This window comes from Clostridium polyendosporum (assembly GCF_018332455.1).
GTDB classification, from domain to species: Bacteria; Bacillota; Clostridia; order Clostridiales; family Clostridiaceae; genus Clostridium_AY; species Clostridium_AY polyendosporum.
This window is the reverse complement of sequence record NZ_BOPZ01000017.1, coordinates 56040-73076: the sequence shown is the minus strand read 5'-3', so window position 1 is coordinate 73076 and position 17037 is coordinate 56040. Positions and strand designations below refer to the sequence as shown.

Below are 17037 nucleotides of genomic sequence, written 5' to 3'. Positions count from 1 at the left end.
CTTTGGAGGTTAAGGTTATGAGTAAGAAAATATTAATAGTTGGTGGTGTAGCAGGTGGAGCTTCTACTGCAGCCAGACTTAGAAGATTAGATGAAACTGCTGAAATAATAATGTTTGAAAGAGGAAAGTACATTTCTTTTGCGAACTGTGGTCTTCCGTATCATATAGGAGGAAGTATTAAAGATAGAGAAAATCTTCTTGTACAGACTCCTGAATCTATGAATGCAAGATTTAATTTAGATATAAGAGTTACTAGTGAGGTTATATCTATTGATAGTGCTAGTAAAAAGGTTACAGTAATTTCAGAGGATAAGGGTGAATATGAAGAAAGTTATGATTATCTAGTACTTTCTCCAGGTGCAAAACCAATAACACCTAGTATTCCTGGAGTAGATAGTGAAAGGATATACACTTTAAGAAATGTACCTGATACAGATAAAATTAAGGCTATGGTTGATTCAAAAGAAGTTAAAAAAGCTGTAGTTATAGGTGGCGGATTTATAGGCATTGAAATGGCAGAAAACTTAATAGAAAGAAAAGTTGATGTTACTTTAGTTGAAGCAGCACCACATATTTTATCACCTTTGGATTATGAAATGGCAGCTATAGCTGAAAAGGAACTAAACGATAATGGTGTTTCATTGATATTAAATAATGGAGTTAAGGAATTCCATGATAAAGAAGATGGAATAGAAGTAGAACTAAAAAATGGAGATAAAATCGAGGCTGATATGGTTATCTTAGCCATAGGAGTAACACCAGATACTTCTTTTATAAAGTATTCAGGAATTAAGCTTGGAGCAAGAGGTCATATTATTGTAGATGATCATATGAGAACCAATGCAGAAGGTGTATATGCTATTGGTGATGCTATTATGGTTAAGGACTATGTTAATAAATCAGATGCATTTATTCCACTTGCAGGACCAGCTAATAGACAAGGAAGAATTGCAGCAGATAACATCTGCGGATTAGATGCAGAATATAAAGGAACTATGGGAACTTCAATACTAAAAGTATTCTCAATGGCAGCTGCAGCTACAGGCAATAATGAAAGGACATTACAAAAGATGGGTAAGGAATATAAGACTGCCTATATTCATCCAATGTCACATGCTAGCTACTATCCAGGAGCTAAGCAACTTTCAATTAAACTAATCTATGATTTAGATGGAAAGGTACTTGGAGCACAGGCTGTTGGATATGAAGGTGTTGATAAATTTATAGATGTAATTGCTACTGCGATTAAATTTGGAGGAAGTGTGGATGACTTAACAGAACTTGAACTTGCTTATGCACCACCATTTCTTTCAGCAAAATCACCTGCAAATATGGTTGGCTTTGTAGCTCAAAATGACCTTAGAGGAATAGCAGAGATATATTCAATAGATAGTCTTAAGGATTTTGATAAAAAGAAGGCAATTCTTTTAGATGTTAGAGATGATATTGAGGTTGAAGCTGGTGAAATAGAAGGTGCAGTAAATATTCCTGTAAATGAGCTTAGGGAGAGAATGAATGAGCTTGATAAGAATAAGGAAATTTTTACTTACTGTGCTGTAGGAGTAAGAGGATATATTGCTTCAAGAATACTTTCACAAAATGGTTTTAAGGTTAAAAACCTAACCGGTGGATACAAAAGTTATTCTCAAGGAAACTATGAAGCTGAAAAAGTAGAAAGTAATGATGATGATAATAATAATGATAATAGTGGAAGGCAGGAAAATAAAATGAATAAGGGAAGTGAGTCAACCTTAAAATCAGAAGGAAAAACTGTTGAACTTGACGCATGTGGACTTAGCTGTCCAGGACCTCTTATGAAAGTTAAAACTTCTATAGATGGGTTAAAGGATGGAGAAATTTTAAAGGTCAAAGCATCAGATCCAGGGTTTTATGAAGATATAAAGGCTTGGGCAAAGAGAACTAATAATGAATTAGTAGATCTTAAGAAGGACAGTGGAATAATTCATGCTTCAATTAAAAAAGGAATGGAAACAAAGAATGAAGCAGCAGCAACCAATTCAGAAGCCGCAGATGTAGTTGAAAAAGAAGATAAAGACGGAAAGACCATTATTGTATTCTCTGGAGATCTAGATAAGGCTATAGCATCTTTCATAATTGCAAATGGAGCAGCTTCTATGGGCAAAAAGGTTACAATGTTCTTTACTTTCTGGGGACTTAATATACTCAGAAAGGAAGAAAAAGTGCCTGTTAAGAAGAATATTGTAGAAAAGGCCTTTGGATGTATGATGCCAAGAGGAAGTAAGAAGTTATCACTTTCAAAGATGAACATGGCTGGTATGGGTGCTAAGATGATCAGAGCCGTGATGGAGAATAAGAATATACAATCTCTAGAGGATTTAATAAAGGCAGCTATAGACAATGGTGTAAACATAGTTGCTTGCACAATGTCAATGGATGTTATGGGAATTAAAAAGGAAGAATTAATTGATGGAGTAAACTATGGTGGAGTAGGTTATTATCTTGGTGAAGCAGAGGATGCAAATGTAAATCTATTTATCTAAAAGAACGCAGCATTAAGCTGCGTTTTTTGCTTTATAATATTTAATTGTTTATTATAATATATTTGTGACTTTTCTTATTAAAAACAGTAAATATTAAGTATGGATAAATATTTTTTGTAAATTTTCATTATAAATTGTACTTTTAATAATATTAAAATGTCTTTACTTAAAAGTTTTTGGTATAATTATCTGGGAGTTATTTTTTAAAAAGGTGATATTATGGCTATAAAAAACTGGAAACAATTCTTAACGCCTTATGAACAGGCTGTTGAAGAACTAAAGGTCAAATTAAAAAGTATAAGAAAAGAATATAGAAGAAAAAATGAATATTCTCCAGTAGAGTTTGTAACAGGAAGAGTTAAAGAGGTATCAAGTATTTTAGAGAAGGCAAATAAGTTTAATATTCCTCTTGATAGATTACAATATGAGATGGAGGATATTGCTGGACTAAGGATAATGTGCCAATTCGTTGATGATATACAAAAGGTTGCAGAACTTTTAAGACAGCGCAGGGATATGCAAATTTTATATGAGAAGGACTACGTAACTCATGTAAAACCAAGTGGTTATAGAAGTTATCATATAATAATAAAATATCCTGTTAATATGGCTGAAGGGCAAAAGGAGATTTTAGCAGAATTTCAAATAAGAACTCTGGCAATGAACTTCTGGGCGACTACGGAACATTCCTTAAATTATAAGTATAAGCATCAGATACCTAGAGAAATAAAGGAGAAACTTAAAAATGCAGCAGATGCAGCGTTCAATCTCGATGAGGAGATGTTAGAAATAAAAGATGAGATTAAGGATGCTCAAAAGCTCTTTGAAGTTAAGTCTGAGGTTATTTCAAACATAACTAATAATATCTTGACTCTTATTTCCCTTGGAAAAACAGTAGAAGCATCAAGATATCATATGTTGTTAAATAAGCTTATAGAAGAGGGCGACATCTGGGAATTTAATAATTTACTTTCTTTGACAAGGAAGGAAATAGATAAATATAAGGACTAGTATTTTAAATTATAGAAAGCAGCTTGTTATTAAGTTATTATTTGTTGTCATTTTACTTAGTGAAATCTGACAACAGTGAAAGGGTTCTATGCCTATTCACTTTATTTTACTTAATTCAAGCTGTTTTTAGTTGTAATTAGTTATGGGAGTAATTATTTTCTATCTACTATTATTTATGACAATGTAGTAGTAAGAAGTAAATATATAATAATATAGATATACATTTTATATGCTATAGGTGTTTGAAAAGGATAATTTTCCATGATGACGTTATTAAGATAAGAGTAAATATTTTAATGTGAACTCAATATTATATTATATAAATATTGATAGTTATTATTAAATGATATAAAATGTTATAAATATTAATTAAATTGTGAGGTTTTAAGTATGAATAACAAAGAGTACAAGATGGTGTTAGATAATCCTTTATATATAAGACATTTACAAGATCCAAGTTTAGAGATTCAATTGGCAGCAGTAAGAAAAAATGGTTTTGCTATTCAATATATACAGAATCCATGCTATGAAGTTCAGTATGAAGCCATTAAGAGTAATCCATTAACAATTGAATATATAGAAAATCCTGCAGAAGATATTGCAGTAATGGCTGTTAAGAGTATATGGAATTCCCTAAAGCTTGTGCAGAAAAAAACTTCTAGAGTGATTGAAGAAGCAGTAAAAACAAAAGGATGGGCAATTCAATTTGTAGAAAATCCTTCAGAGGAACTTCAGTTTTTAGCAGTATCAAAAGATTATGATGCTATTAAGTATATAAAGAATCCATCAGAACAAGTTCAGCTTAGAGCAATAGAAAGTTATTGGGGAGCTATAAGATTTATTGAAAATCCAACTATTGAAGCTAAAAGAGCAGCAGTAAGACAAAATGAAGAGGCCATTAATTATTTATCAAACTTTGATTTTGAAGAAATTAAACTTTTTATAGGTGATAATATAAATGTAGTGAAATATGTTTATGAAAGTATTGAAATTGATATGGTAGTTGAAGTTTTGATGGACAAAGTTTCACAGGAAGAGATTGACGAGAAATATATAAAAAATTACCTCGAACTTGAAATTTTAGATATGAATAAGATTGCTTTTATAAAAGAATACGGAAGTAAGAAGGCTAAGAAATTCTTGGTGGATTATAAGCTTTCTATATAAATACAAATGATTTGTGTACACACAAGAAGGAAGTGAAGAGTAAGGTGAATTTTAGTGATGTATTAAAAACAGTAGAGTTAGTGCTGCTTTCTGGAGAAGTTCCTCTTATAATAGGAGAAAGTGGTATCGGTAAAACTTCATTAATTAAGGAACTGAGTGAAAAAAACGGATATTATTTAGTTACAATAGATGCTAACTTATTAAAAGAAGGAGAAATAGGAGGACTTCCAACTGTCGAGGAGAGGGAAGTACTTGAGGGAGAAAGGATCATTAAAAGAAAGGCTACAGTATATGCTACTCACTCTAAACTTATAGAAATAGATGAAGCTTTAATGGGTAGAGAAAATAATATACTTCTTTTTATTGATGAGCTTAATAGATGCGAGCATGCAGTTCAGCAGGAGCTTATGAATCTAATTCTTAATAGAGAAATAAATGGTTATATTCTTTCACAAAGGGTTTATGTGGTAGCTGCTATGAATCCTTCAAATAAGTATGATGGATTCCAAAATAGTGATTACCAAGTAGTTGACATGGATCCTGCTCAAGAAGATAGATTTGTTTGGATTGATATGGATTCAGATGTAAAGGAATGGGTTAAATGGTCTATGACCAAGGGGAATATTCATGAACACATTGTAGAGTTTATATCAACTTTTCCAGAATATCTTCATACCCCAAGCTCTCAAGAGACTATAAAAGCAACACCAAGAAGCTGGGAGAGAATTTCAAAAGCTTATAATGTTTATTTAAATAGCAAAGATAGTATTCCATTTAATATATTTTATAATGTAGTAAAAGGAAATGTGGGAGTAAATATTTCACAGGATTTTATAAGTTTTATTAAGAATATAAGGGAGCCTTTACTTAAGGCAGTAGATATCTTTAAAGATGACATACTTTCTTTTGATATAAAAGAAAAGCTTAAGAAGGAAAGTCATTCAAGATTATATATTATTTCAAAAAATTGCTTAGCATATCTTGAGGTTAGTGAAGATAGGACTAAGAAAATTAGGGTATTCTCTGAGCTTTTAACAGTTTATCCAAAGGACTTAAGGCTTGGTATCATGAAAGAGATCAAAAGTGATTACTCAAAGAGCATTTATGAGGAAATGCTGGACTGTGAAAACTTCTTGAATGCTTTCTTTGATATATATGCCTAGGGATAAGAAGTGAGGTTTAGAATGAACTTTGATGGTAGAAGAAGAGAACTTTTAAGGGAAGCAGTTCAATGGGAAAGTCCTTCACAGGTTACGGAAAAGTTTAAGCGGGAATTCTGGGAGCTTTTAGAATACATTATAATAATAATGCTAGAAAAAGAAGATAACTTTTTTGGTCAATTTATGGTACAAGTTAAAAGAGAAATAAAGCTAGATATAAGTTGGCCTATTGCAACTAAGCCAGAAATGGGAAACTTTCAAATGCTCTTTAATCCAGTGCTTTTTCTTCAGTGTGAGTTAAAGGAAATGCAGGCCCTTTTTAAGCATGAAATATACCATATAATGCTTGGACACTACGAAAGAGAAAGGATACTGATAAATAAGTATTCAAGACTTGCTTTAAGTATTGCTATGGATATTTCAGTAAATCAGTTTATAAAGAACCTTCCAGCTTGGTGTAAAAAATTGTACACGGTAAATGTTGAGTATAATTTAGATTTAAGAGAAGATATGACTATGGAATATTACGCAGAGGAAATACAAAAGGCTATAAATAAAATTATAAAGAATGATACTACTACAAAGGATAATAACTTGTCTATAATAAAAGAAATAGCTTTGGAAAGTGCTCATGATTCATGGAATAGCGGAGAACTTAGTTTAGATAACCTTAAGGAGATAAAGAAAAAGACAGCGTTAAATGCTTATAAGGGGAAGGCACCAAAAAATTTAGAGAATATTATTTTTGCTTTTAACGAAAAGCCAGAGGTTCAATGGAATGAATATTTAAAAAAACTTATACCTTCTGTAAGAAGAGGATATAAAAAAACTATTACTAGGAAAGATAGAAGACAACCAGAACGATTGGATTTAAGAGGTAAGTTGCCAAGTATAATTCCTGAAATTGTTGTAGCTATTGATATAAGTGCTTCTATGAGTGATGATGAAGTAAATAAAATAATGATAGAAATATTAGGAATTTCTAAGAGTAATATGGCTAATATAACAGTAGTAGAATGTGATAATGAGATAAGAAGAGTCTACGAGTTAAAGTCACCAATGGATATAAAGAAAAGGCTTCAGAAGAATGGGTCCACTTCTTTTTCACCAGTATTTAAGTATATGAGAGAAAATAACATGAGAAATCATATTCTTATTTATTTTACTGATGGTGTTGGAGAAGAGGAGCTTAAAATCAGACCTATAAATCAAAAAATATTATGGGTTTTAACTGGACAAGAGAACTTAAGTCTTAAAAATCCATTCGGAGAGATTAAGAGATTAACTAGAAAAGAAAAAGAAAACTATGGTTATGATTATGGCTTACAGGCTATGAGAGATGTTATCCATGATTGGGCTAGATAATAAAATCGCATTTTTTATAATACAAAAAAGATAAAAGATAGATGGTTAACCTGAGATAACCATCTATCTTTTTACTTTGTAGGAAATTATAAAATCATTAAATTGCGGATAATTTATAACACAATCCACGTAGTGGACTTTTTTACTCTTTAGCAAATTATAAAATTCAAGAATTGTGGATAACTTGAAAATGTAATTTAGGACAACCAGTTTAATTATGACGCCTAAAGAGTAAAAAATAAAATATAGTTCGACTGTCAGTTTTTCCTCACATGTGTTCGGAAAGGCAGATGCGTAAAAAAATCGACAACTCCACAGTCGCTTTGGCAATTTTCTTATTTGCTGTCATATAGATACACAACTTCATAACTAAATTTATTATTTATGAAAATAGCTATCACAGGCAATGCTTTTTCATGAATTGTATAAGGTTTGAAGTTGTGTATCTTTAGCAGCCTTGATGTCTACTAAGCTTTATTAATCGCAGCTTGAGCAAGTTGAACATCCACCACCGCCCAAGTCAATTGAAGGCTTAAGTGCCATGCCTTTTCCATTATTCTCTTCTGTAGAAAGAATAACAAATCCTTCATAGTCATTTATAAGTTGTTGGTCCACATAAAAGGTCATTTCATTTATCTTAGTTACTACATCATTCTTTTTTTGTTCATCCAGAACAATATTAAATACTGGGCCTCCTCAGCCAATACCTGCTAAAGTAACTCTAATATTATAGGTTTCTACTTTATTGTCTTGTAAAAACTGCTTGAATTCTTTATATGCAGCTTCACTCATTTTTACAGCAGCCATGAATTAGCCTCCTTAAAAAGTATTTATTTGCTACTATTTCACAAAGTGAAATCTGGCTAAAGCTAAGCAAGTTCAGTGACTATTGAGCTTTAGTTTGATAGCAATAGTAATATTATTAATCATTTTTATTAATAATAATCATTTTTATCAATAATAATTATTAAAATGTGAAAATTTGTATATAGAGACATAAAAAAAGAGTAACGATAAACGTTACTCTAAAAAAGAAAATAATTCTCAAATAAGTTATGAACATGGATATAGGTTAAAAGATATTAATGGCATCCTCCACAAGTACCACAGCCGCCTTCAGCTGCAATAACAGGTTTAAGAGATAATCCTCTGCCATCATTTTCTTCAGTGGAAAGGATTATAAATCCACCGAATTCATCTATAAGAGATTTTTCCATAACGAAAGTTATGTCGTTAATCTTTTCAACTACATCATTATCTGTTGCTTCATCAACAGTAATATTGAATGCAGCACCGCTACAGCCATAACCAGCAAGATTTATTCTAATGCTGTAATTATCTATATTATTTTCATCTAAAAATGCTTTGAATTCATTATAAGCTTCAGTGCTTATAGTAACCTTTAACATAAAACCACCTACCTGATATTTATTTTCAAATAAAATTCATTTTTATTAATTATATACCCACATATAAGCTTTTGCAACTATTTTATATTATTTTATTAATATATTACAAGAAAACGTTGTATATAATTTATATTTTAAACAATTGAAAATTATGGTAAAATTAATTGTAATGTATAGAGTTAGGTGGGATAATTATGAAGATTAACTTAACAAAGAGACAGTATAGGTACTTAGTAGAAATTTGTCTTTTAGGTGCATATATGATAGAGCAATCAAAAATAATAGAAGATAGTGACTATAATAACTTCTTGAAATATATATTATCTTTTAGTAACGATTTTAAGTTTGAGATTGATGGAGATTTGCTGCAGGGAGTTGAACAAATAGCTTCCACAACTATAAAGGAAATAGAGTTTAAAGAAGATTTTGTAGGCAGCTATAATGAAAAGGTATTTTGGAAGGAACTTGCATCAAGACTTGCTTCAAAAGATGCGTTGCATCAGCTTGGGGATGAAATAACTGAATTTAACTATGCTTCTTATGTAGATCTCAAGAATACTCTTGAAGAGAAATATCTTGAAAGATTTGAACTTTCACATTATGATAATAACGAATTACCATATTAGTAAAGCGAGGAAATAGAAATGCAACCATTTGACAAGCAGTATTATACGGAGAAGGTACAGGAATATTGTTTAAAAATTAAAGAAGAAAGACTAGGTAACTTTTATATAGATAAAGTAATAAAGAAATTTCATGATGGATATCTTTATAAAGCAAATGATGAGGTAGAAATTCAAGTAGCTGAGCTAAGAGAAGGGGAAAAGCTTTGGATGAGAATATCTCCTCATGAAGTTCAGGGATGTTTTGAGGCTATAAAAAGAGCTGAAAAAAAGGTAGGAGTAGTAGGTCTAGGATTAGGATATTTCGTTCAGGAAGTTTTAAAGAAAGACTCTGTTGATGAGATTATAGTTTATGAAATAAATCCTGAAGTTATAGAATTATATAAAAGAAATTTTGGCCCTAATAAAAAGTTAACAATAGTAGAGGGAGATGCCTTTAAGGCAGAAAGAGAAAACTTTGACTTTTTCTTTGTTGATATATATCAATATAAAGTTTCCCTAGATGTTGTAAGTGACTATATTGCTTTTAATAAGCTTCATGAGATTAAAGAGTATGCATTTTGGGGGATGGAACATTTTCTTTTAAGCTGCAGCATAGAAGATATAATTTGGGTGTACATTCCTGAAAATTGGATGGAGATGGCTAAGGATTTATTTGAGAGATTTAATGATTCTCCGTACATAGATTATTTTTCTCCTATTGATAGTGATGAGACTAAAAGCATATTAGATGAGTTTAGTAAAGTATTATAGAATTGGTAGAAACATTTAATTAGATAAGAAATGGGATTGTCCAAAAAAGTATGAAATACTTCTTTAGGATAACCCCTTTTTAGTTATGCATTAACTGACTATATTTAAAGTAAATAAATTGTATTTATATAAATATTCTAGTTCATCATAAGAATGTGTGGTTGACATTAAAATTTGTATGGTATGTAAAAAATATAGTTGAAACTGTTAAGTCATTCTAGTATAATAACAAAATTGTGAGCTGTTTTAACGTTAAAAATAATAAAATAGAACAGAAAAATGTTTATATTTTTCAACTTAAATTTAATTTAAATTGAAAAATTGGAGGTGTTCGTGTGTTAAATTTAGATGTATCTATGGGATTAGTTAGAGTTACTGAAGCTGCTGCCCTTAAATCTGCAAGATTAATAGGTAGAGGAGATAAAATTGCAGCAGATCAAGCAGCGGTTGATGGAATGGGAAAAGCATTTGAGTTTATGCCAATTAAGGGTACTGTAGTTATAGGAGAAGGTGAGTTAGATGAAGCCCCTATGCTTTATATAGGACAAAAGGTTGGTATGTGGGAAGACTATATGCCAGAAATGGATATAGCGGTAGATCCTGTCGAAGGTACTATTTTAATAGCAAAAGGATTATCTGATGCTATAGCAGTAGTTGCTATGGGACCAAAAGGAAGCTTACTTCATGCACCAGATATGTATATGAAGAAAATTGCAGTAGGATCCAAAGCAAAAGGAGCTATAGACATAAACAAATCACCAAAGGAAAATATGATAAATGTAGCAAAAGCTTTAAATAAGGATATAAGAGAATTGACAGTTATAACTCAAGACAGGGATAGACATCAAAATATAATAGATGATGCAAGAGAATTAGGGGCTAGAGTTAAGGTGTTCAGTGAAGGAGATGTGACAGCAGTCCTAGCATGTGGATTTGAAAATACTGGAATAGATTTGTTTATGGGAATCGGTGGAGCACCAGAAGGCGTTATAGCAGCCGCAGGAATAAAATGTCTGGGGGGAGAGATGCAAGCTCAGTTAGTGCCTCATACAGATGAAGAAATTAAAAGATGTGCTAGCATGGGTATAAATGATGTTTCAAAGATTTTTACAATAGATGATCTTGTTAAAAATGAAGATGTTTATTTTGCTGCTACAGGCATTACAGATTGTCCATTTTTAGAAGGGGTTGCATTTAGTAAAGATAATATCGCTACTTCTCATTCTATAGTTATGAGATCTAAAACTGGAACAATAAGATTTATAGAAGCTATACATGATTTAAATAAGAGTATAATTATGGAGTAATATAAAGAATAATCTGTGCGACCTCATTTAGATATCTTTAAGAATTATCTATTTAATGAGGTTTGCACAGATTATTTTATAACTTGTAAAGTTTATCTGTAATTAGATTACTTAACTACTATATTTACAAGTCTTCCTTTAATAACTATAACCTTAGCTATATTTTTTCCTTCAGTTAATGATTTAATTGTTTCATCTTCAAGAGCAGCCTTTTGAATTCCTTCATCATTTAAGTCTGATGGAATTGTTATTTTAGCTTTAATTTTTCCGTTTACTTGTACTGCTATTTCTACTTCATCTTTAACTAAAGCCTTTGGATCAAATACTGGCCATTTTTCATTGAAGATGGAGTAGCCGTTGCCAAGTAGGTTCCATTGTTCCTCTGAAAAGTGTGGTGCAAATGGTGCAAGCAATCTTAAGTAATCATCCACAGCTTCTTTTAGGAAAGTATGGTTCATTATTGGTTCTTGAACATACTTTGAAAGCGCATTTAAGTATTCCATCATTCTAGCAATGGCAGTGTTAAAATGCATTTTTTCTGTGTCATCAGTAACAGCTTTAATTGTATTATGTCTCCAGTAGTTAAGTTCTTTTTCTTGTTTGTCTAATGAAGTTTTATTATCTTCACCTTTAGTAATAGCTTCTCTAGCAGCTTCTAGAACTCTTTCAATTCTTTCTGCAAATCTGTTTACAGACTTAATTGCATCATCACTCCAAGCTCCACCTTCAGTGTATCCAAAACCGAACATTAAGTACATTCTAAATACGTCTGAGCCATATTGTGAAATGTATTCATCTGGAGATATAGTGTTCCCCTTTGACTTACTCATTTTTAGTCCATCTGGTCCAAGGATTAAGCCTTGGTGAGTTAAGGATGTAAATGGTTCATCGAAGTTTAAATATCCCATATCTCTTAATGCTTTAGTTATGAATCTAGCGTAAAGTAGATGCATACATGCGTGCTCAGGTCCACCTACATACTTGTCAACTGGAAGCATTTTGTTTATAAGTTCAGGTGAAAATGGAGCTTCTGTATTCTTATTATCTGGATATCTTAAATAGTAGAAAGATGAACATACAAATGTATCAAGAGTATCTACTTCTCTCTTAGCAGGAGCTCCACAGCAAGGACAAGTTGTATTTACAAAATCCTCACTCTTGGCTAGTGGTGACTTACCGTCTGGAGCAAATTCTACATCGTATGGAAGCTGTACTGGAAGATCTTTTTCAGGTACTGGAACAGTTCCACACTTTTCACAATAGATCATTGGAATTGGGGCACCCCAGTATCTTTGTCTTGATACTAGCCAATCTCTTAATCTAAAGTTAACCTTTTGTTCTCCAAGACCAATTGAAGCAAGTTTTTCTACAACTTTAACTCTTCCTTCTTCACTTGTAATGCCGTCAAATTCACCGCTGTTCACCATTATTCCATACTCAGTAAATGGTAAAACATCGCTTTCATCATTCTTTGCCTTGATTACTCTTTCTATTGGAAGATTGTATTTTTCAGCAAAGGCAAAGTCCCTTTCATCATGAGCAGGTACTGCCATTACTGCACCTGTTCCATAAGTTGCAAGAACGTAATCTCCAATCCATACTGGAACTTCTCTTCCGTTGATTGGGTTTATAGCGTATGAACCAGTGAATACACCAGTTTTTTCTCTAGTGATAGACTGTCTTTCTATATCTGATTGTTTCTTTGTTTCTTCCTTATAACTTTCAACTGCATTCTTATTTTCAGCAGTAGTTAATTTATCAACTAATGGGTTTTCAGGAGCTAATACAACATAAGTTACTCCATATAAAGTATCTACTCTTGTTGTAAATACATCAAATTGTACGTCTGAATCCTTAACCTTGAAGGTAACTTGAGCTCCAGTTGATTTACCTATCCAGTGCTTTTGCATAGATACTGTCTTTTCTGGCCAGTCTAAAGTATCAAGTTTTTCAAGAAGTTCATCAGCATAGCCTGTTATCTTAAAGAACCATTGAGTTAGGTCTTTCTTTGTAACTTCAGTACTGCATCTTTCACAAGCACCTTCGATAACTTGTTCGTTCGCTAAAACAGTGTTACATGATGGACACCAGTTTACTGGAGCCTTCTTTCTATATGCTAAACCTTTTTCGTATAGTTTTAAGAATACCCATTGAGTCCACTTGTAGTAATCAGGAAGACAAGTTATAACTTCGTTTTCCCAGTTGAACATAGCTCCCATAGCTCTTAATTGTTTTTCCATAGTTTCTATGTTTTTAAGAGTTGAATCGTGTGGGTGTATTCCTGTTTTGATTGCATAGTTTTCAGCTGGTAATCCAAAAGCATCAAAGCCCATTGGTTGGAATACATTATAACCATTCATCCTTTTAAATCTTGCCCAAGAATCAACAGGTCCGTAGTTAAACCAGTGACCTGCATGAAGTTGGCTTCCTGATGGATATGAGAACATTTCTAATACATAAAGTTTTTTATCTAACTTTTCAGGATCAAACTTATAAAGATTAGTTTCTTCCCATTTTTCTTGCCATTTTCTATCTATGGCAGTGTTGTAATTACCCATTTTTCTCCTCCTCTATGTTAATTAACATTAATATAAATTGCATAATAACAGGTTAGCCATTTATCCGTAATGTTAATTTAGTGTAATTTTATGTAAAAATAAAAAAATCCCTTCATCTCGTAAAGAGACGAAAGGATGCTTCCGCGGTACCACTCTTATTAGGCTAATGGAACCTCACCTAAAATTAAGGGGCACCGTTAACCTCACTTATTATTCTAACGGATAAATCCGTATCTGATTTTCATCAGATAAGCTCCTAGGCGAGTTCGTATTTGTGTACCACTGTGTTACACCAACCCACAGCTCTCTTAAGGCTACCTTTAATACTAATATTCCTATTCACAGCTTGATATAGTATTACATTTATATGCTATTATATATTATCTTTGCCCGTTAAGTCAACTTCTAGTAATGATATAAATTAAAATTTTATGATATTTAGTTACAAATTTTTACAGTATAATTAATGAATATTGTGTAAAATTTATATAAAGGAATTAATTATCTATGTAAACATATATATGAACTAAATAGTAAGAGGGGTGTAGGAGTTATGAGAAATAACAATATTAAAATTCGTAACCCTTTCGTTCTTCCTGTTATAACAGAAGGGACGTATTATTTATACGGAACAATAGGGGACAGTTGTTGCGTAGAAGCAGCAGGAGTTGGTGCTTATAGTAGTGAAAACTTAGAAAATTGGAATGGGCCTTATAATGTAGTTACTGATGATGATAAATTTTTGGGAGATCACAGTTTTTGTGCACCAGAGGTACATTTTTATAATGGAAAGTATTATATGCTTGTTAACTTAAAGGTAGATCAGATTTGTAAAGGAATACAAGTACTTGCTTCTGATAGTCCTAAAGGACCTTTTATACTACACAGTGATGGGGTGGTAACTCCAAGTGATTGGGAATGCTTAGATGGTACTTTATATGTTGATGAAGAAGAAGAGCCATGGATTATTTTTTGTCATGAATGGCTGCAGAGTTCTGATGGTAAAATGTATGCCATTAAATTATCAAAAGAATTACGCACTGCAGTTAGTGAACCATATTTACTTTTCCAAGCTTCAGATGCAGCTTGGAGTCAAGCGTTTGGAGAGGATAAAAAGTGCTATATAATACATGGACCATTCATTCATAAGACACAAAGTGGGCAGTTGTTGATGCTTTGGTCTAGTGGAGGTACAGATGGTTATGCAATAGGTACTGCATACTCGGAAAGTGGAACTATATTAGGACCATGGAAACAGGATAAAGAGCATTTATTATGCAGACATGGTTGTCATGGAATGATTTTTAAAACATTTGAGGGAAATTTAATGCTGGCAATACATTCACCTAATGACACACCTTATGAAAGACCTGTATTTATTAATGTAGATGAATGTAATGGAAAGCTAGTATTAAAGTAAATATATACGGAGCGACATTGTTTTTTACTTAAAAGTAATTTTGTTTACAATGAGGATTTTAAGCGAAAAACATGGCGCTCCTTTTCTATAACAGTATCCTATCTAAAGACGCCAAGTTTTCTTAATTTTTTATAATACAAGTAGGCTACAGTATAGGGTAGTAGATAAGATAGAAATGTCCAGCCGACATTCCATCCATTACCATAGGTAACCAATCCAGTTAAAAATCCAACGTACTCCATCACTGTAGTTATAAACGTAAAAATGAAAATATATATAAGAGGATTATTTTTTTTCTTTTGGATGTAGTAGATTAAGTAACTTCCCAGTATCGGATATAAACCTATATTGGTTGATAAAGACGTGTAGTCATCATGAATATGTACCGGTATAAGCCTCCAAAAATTAAAGTGATATCCAAATTCATTGACTGTATAAGAAATTAATCCATGAAAAGGTGCAACTACTAATAGTGTTTTTTTGTCCTTAAAGTAGAGTATAATTCCAAATATCCAAGGAATTACAAAACCTAATGTTATATTTAAAATCATATTACATCTCCTTTGAACATATTTTTATTAGTGTGCCCAAAAGATAGAAAGTATATTGCTAAACGTATAATGTCTCTAGGTATATATAAGTTTAATTCTTAATTCAATATTGACTTATATATGCTAAATTATATATTCAGCAAAATGCATTGAATGTAGAGTCTATTTATTGACATTTCATAAAATGAAATCTGTCTAAAGTTCGTTAAAGAATAAAGGTATTTACTTTTAATACAAACAATTGGAAAAATAATATAAAAAGTTCTTTACAAATAATAATTATTATTATATAATAAAGATACTACATAGATAATAATAATTAAAAATAATTAAAAATAAATAAAAATAAATAGATTTTTTAGGAGGATATAATTATGAAAAAATTTGTATGTTCAGTATGTGGTTATGTATATGAAGGAGAAACAGCTCCAGAAAAATGTCCAATATGTGGTGTAGGGGCAGAGAAGTTTATTGAACAAAAAGATGAAATGGTCTGGGCTGATGAACATAAAATAGGAGTTGCAAATGGTGTTGATCCAAGAATTATAGAAGGTTTAAGAGCTAACTTTACAGGAGAGTGTACAGAAGTAGGTATGTACCTTGCTATGAGCAGACAAGCTGATAGAGAAGGATACCCAGAGATTGCTGAAGCTTATAAGAGAATTGCTTTTGAAGAAGCAGAGCATGCAGCTAAGTTTGCAGAGTTATTAGGAGAAGTTGTTAACGCTGATACTAAGAAGAATCTTCAATTAAGAGTTGATGCTGAGTATGGTGCATGTACAGGTAAGAAGGAATTGGCTACATTAGCTAAACAACTTAACTTAGATGCTATTCATGACACAGTTCATGAAATGTGTAAAGATGAAGCAAGACATGGTATGGCATTCAAGGGATTATTGAAAAGATATTTTGAAAATAAATAATTAGGTGCATTTAGGTATTTAAATAATATTCAATAAATAAAGCTGAACAGGTACTAAGCCTGTTCAGCTTTATTTGATTTCATTAAGTGAAATCATAGTAAAAGAAAAGGATACTAAAAACTAGTAAAAGTACACACCTACCCTATTATTTAGAAGTTTATGGAAAATGTAATTTGTATGAGAAAATGTTTACAAAGTGTGATAGAATTCTAAAGTAGAATATTTTCTACTTTAACAGGGAAAATATGTACCTTCTAATACTTTTTAT

14 protein-coding genes and 1 other annotated feature are annotated in these 17037 nt (G+C 31.6%); of the genes, 10 read left to right on the top strand and 4 right to left on the bottom strand.

Annotated features, from left to right (window positions below):
- Positions 1–17 precede the first annotated feature (17 nt).
- The 5 genes from CPJCM30710_RS10645 to CPJCM30710_RS10625 all read left to right on the top strand — a co-directional run bounded on the left by CPJCM30710_RS10645 (position 18) and on the right by CPJCM30710_RS10625 (position 7225).
- On the top strand, positions 18–2522 hold the full coding sequence (locus tag CPJCM30710_RS10645) for a DsrE/DsrF/DrsH-like family protein (RefSeq protein WP_212904154.1): 2505 nt from the start codon (positions 18–20) through the stop codon (positions 2520–2522).
- A gap of 219 nt (positions 2523–2741) precedes the next feature.
- Complete coding sequence (locus CPJCM30710_RS10640; protein ID WP_212904153.1) at positions 2742–3533, top strand: GTP pyrophosphokinase; 792 nt, start codon at positions 2742–2744, stop codon at positions 3531–3533.
- A 390-nt stretch (positions 3534–3923) separates the two neighbouring features.
- Positions 3924–4700, top strand: coding sequence for a hypothetical protein (locus CPJCM30710_RS10635; RefSeq protein WP_212904152.1), 777 nt, complete (start codon positions 3924–3926; stop codon positions 4698–4700).
- A gap of 44 nt (positions 4701–4744) precedes the next feature.
- Entirely contained in the window at positions 4745–5863 is a 1119-nt protein-coding gene (locus tag CPJCM30710_RS10630) for an AAA family ATPase (protein ID WP_212904151.1), read from the top strand.
- 21 nt (positions 5864–5884) lie between these two features.
- Entirely contained in the window at positions 5885–7225 is a 1341-nt protein-coding gene (locus CPJCM30710_RS10625; protein WP_212904150.1) for a vWA domain-containing protein, read from the top strand.
- A 477-nt stretch (positions 7226–7702) separates the two neighbouring features.
- On the opposite strand, the gene CPJCM30710_RS17845 is transcribed toward CPJCM30710_RS10625, so the two are convergent.
- Positions 7703–7852, bottom strand: a complete 150-nt coding sequence (locus tag CPJCM30710_RS17845; protein ID WP_246503516.1) for an iron-sulfur cluster assembly accessory protein — start codon at positions 7850–7852, stop codon at positions 7703–7705.
- 455 nt (positions 7853–8307) lie between these two features.
- Complete coding sequence (locus tag CPJCM30710_RS10615) at positions 8308–8634, bottom strand: HesB-like protein (protein WP_212904148.1); 327 nt, start codon at positions 8632–8634, stop codon at positions 8308–8310.
- 194 nt (positions 8635–8828) lie between these two features.
- Here CPJCM30710_RS10615 and CPJCM30710_RS10610 point away from each other — a divergent pair, with 194 nt between their 5' ends.
- The 3 genes from CPJCM30710_RS10610 (at position 8829) to glpX (ending at position 11317) form a co-directional block, all read left to right on the top strand.
- Positions 8829–9260 (top strand): hypothetical protein, encoded by a 432-nt coding sequence (locus CPJCM30710_RS10610; protein ID WP_212904147.1) that lies wholly within the window; start codon positions 8829–8831, stop codon positions 9258–9260.
- Positions 9261–9278: 18 nt separating this feature from the next.
- Entirely contained in the window at positions 9279–10010 is a 732-nt protein-coding gene (locus CPJCM30710_RS10605; RefSeq protein ID WP_212904146.1) for a polyamine aminopropyltransferase, read from the top strand.
- 335 nt (positions 10011–10345) lie between these two features.
- Positions 10346–11317, top strand: a complete 972-nt coding sequence (glpX, locus tag CPJCM30710_RS10600; protein WP_212904145.1) for a class II fructose-bisphosphatase — start codon at positions 10346–10348, stop codon at positions 11315–11317.
- 107 nt (positions 11318–11424) lie between these two features.
- Here the strand turns inward: glpX and leuS are convergent, their stop codons facing one another.
- Entirely contained in the window at positions 11425–13875 is a 2451-nt protein-coding gene (gene leuS / locus CPJCM30710_RS10595; protein WP_212904144.1) for a leucine--tRNA ligase, read from the bottom strand.
- Between the two features lie 120 nt (positions 13876–13995).
- Positions 13996–14227: a binding site (T-box leader), on the bottom strand.
- A gap of 201 nt (positions 14228–14428) precedes the next feature.
- Here leuS and CPJCM30710_RS10590 point away from each other — a divergent pair.
- Positions 14429–15295, top strand: a complete 867-nt coding sequence (locus CPJCM30710_RS10590; RefSeq protein WP_212904143.1) for a glycoside hydrolase family 43 protein — start codon at positions 14429–14431, stop codon at positions 15293–15295.
- A gap of 98 nt (positions 15296–15393) precedes the next feature.
- On the opposite strand, the gene CPJCM30710_RS10585 is transcribed toward CPJCM30710_RS10590, so the two are convergent.
- On the bottom strand, positions 15394–15846 hold the full coding sequence (locus CPJCM30710_RS10585) for a CBO0543 family protein (RefSeq protein ID WP_212904142.1): 453 nt from the start codon (positions 15844–15846) through the stop codon (positions 15394–15396).
- A 374-nt stretch (positions 15847–16220) separates the two neighbouring features.
- Here CPJCM30710_RS10585 and CPJCM30710_RS10580 point away from each other — a divergent pair, with 374 nt between their 5' ends.
- The gene (locus CPJCM30710_RS10580; protein WP_212904141.1) at positions 16221–16769 is read left to right on the top strand and encodes an NADH peroxidase; all 549 of its coding nucleotides are present in this window, start codon (positions 16221–16223) and stop codon (positions 16767–16769) included.
- Positions 16770–17037: the final 268 nt, after the last annotated feature.

Excerpts from the sequence above, each read along its gene's own strand:
- leuS (WP_212904144.1), bottom strand. The coding sequence starts at position 13,875 with ATGGGTAATTACAACACTGCCATAGATAGAAAATGGCAAGAAAAATGG.
- CPJCM30710_RS10635 (WP_212904152.1), top strand. The coding sequence starts at position 3,924 with ATGAATAACAAAGAGTACAAGATGGTGTTAGATAATCCTTTATATATA.
- CPJCM30710_RS10590 (WP_212904143.1), top strand. The coding sequence starts at position 14,429 with ATGAGAAATAACAATATTAAAATTCGTAACCCTTTCGTTCTTCCTGTT.
- CPJCM30710_RS17845 (WP_246503516.1), bottom strand. The coding sequence starts at position 7,852 with ATGACCTTTTATGTGGACCAACAACTTATAAATGACTATGAAGGATTT.
- CPJCM30710_RS10580 (WP_212904141.1), top strand. The coding sequence starts at position 16,221 with ATGAAAAAATTTGTATGTTCAGTATGTGGTTATGTATATGAAGGAGAA.
- CPJCM30710_RS10645 (WP_212904154.1), top strand. The coding sequence starts at position 18 with ATGAGTAAGAAAATATTAATAGTTGGTGGTGTAGCAGGTGGAGCTTCT.
- CPJCM30710_RS10615 (WP_212904148.1), bottom strand. The coding sequence starts at position 8,634 with ATGTTAAAGGTTACTATAAGCACTGAAGCTTATAATGAATTCAAAGCA.
- CPJCM30710_RS10625 (WP_212904150.1), top strand. The coding sequence starts at position 5,885 with ATGAACTTTGATGGTAGAAGAAGAGAACTTTTAAGGGAAGCAGTTCAA.
- CPJCM30710_RS10610 (WP_212904147.1), top strand. The coding sequence starts at position 8,829 with ATGAAGATTAACTTAACAAAGAGACAGTATAGGTACTTAGTAGAAATT.
- CPJCM30710_RS10640 (WP_212904153.1), top strand. The coding sequence starts at position 2,742 with ATGGCTATAAAAAACTGGAAACAATTCTTAACGCCTTATGAACAGGCT.
- CPJCM30710_RS10585 (WP_212904142.1), bottom strand. The coding sequence starts at position 15,846 with ATGATTTTAAATATAACATTAGGTTTTGTAATTCCTTGGATATTTGGA.
- CPJCM30710_RS10605 (WP_212904146.1), top strand. The coding sequence starts at position 9,279 with ATGCAACCATTTGACAAGCAGTATTATACGGAGAAGGTACAGGAATAT.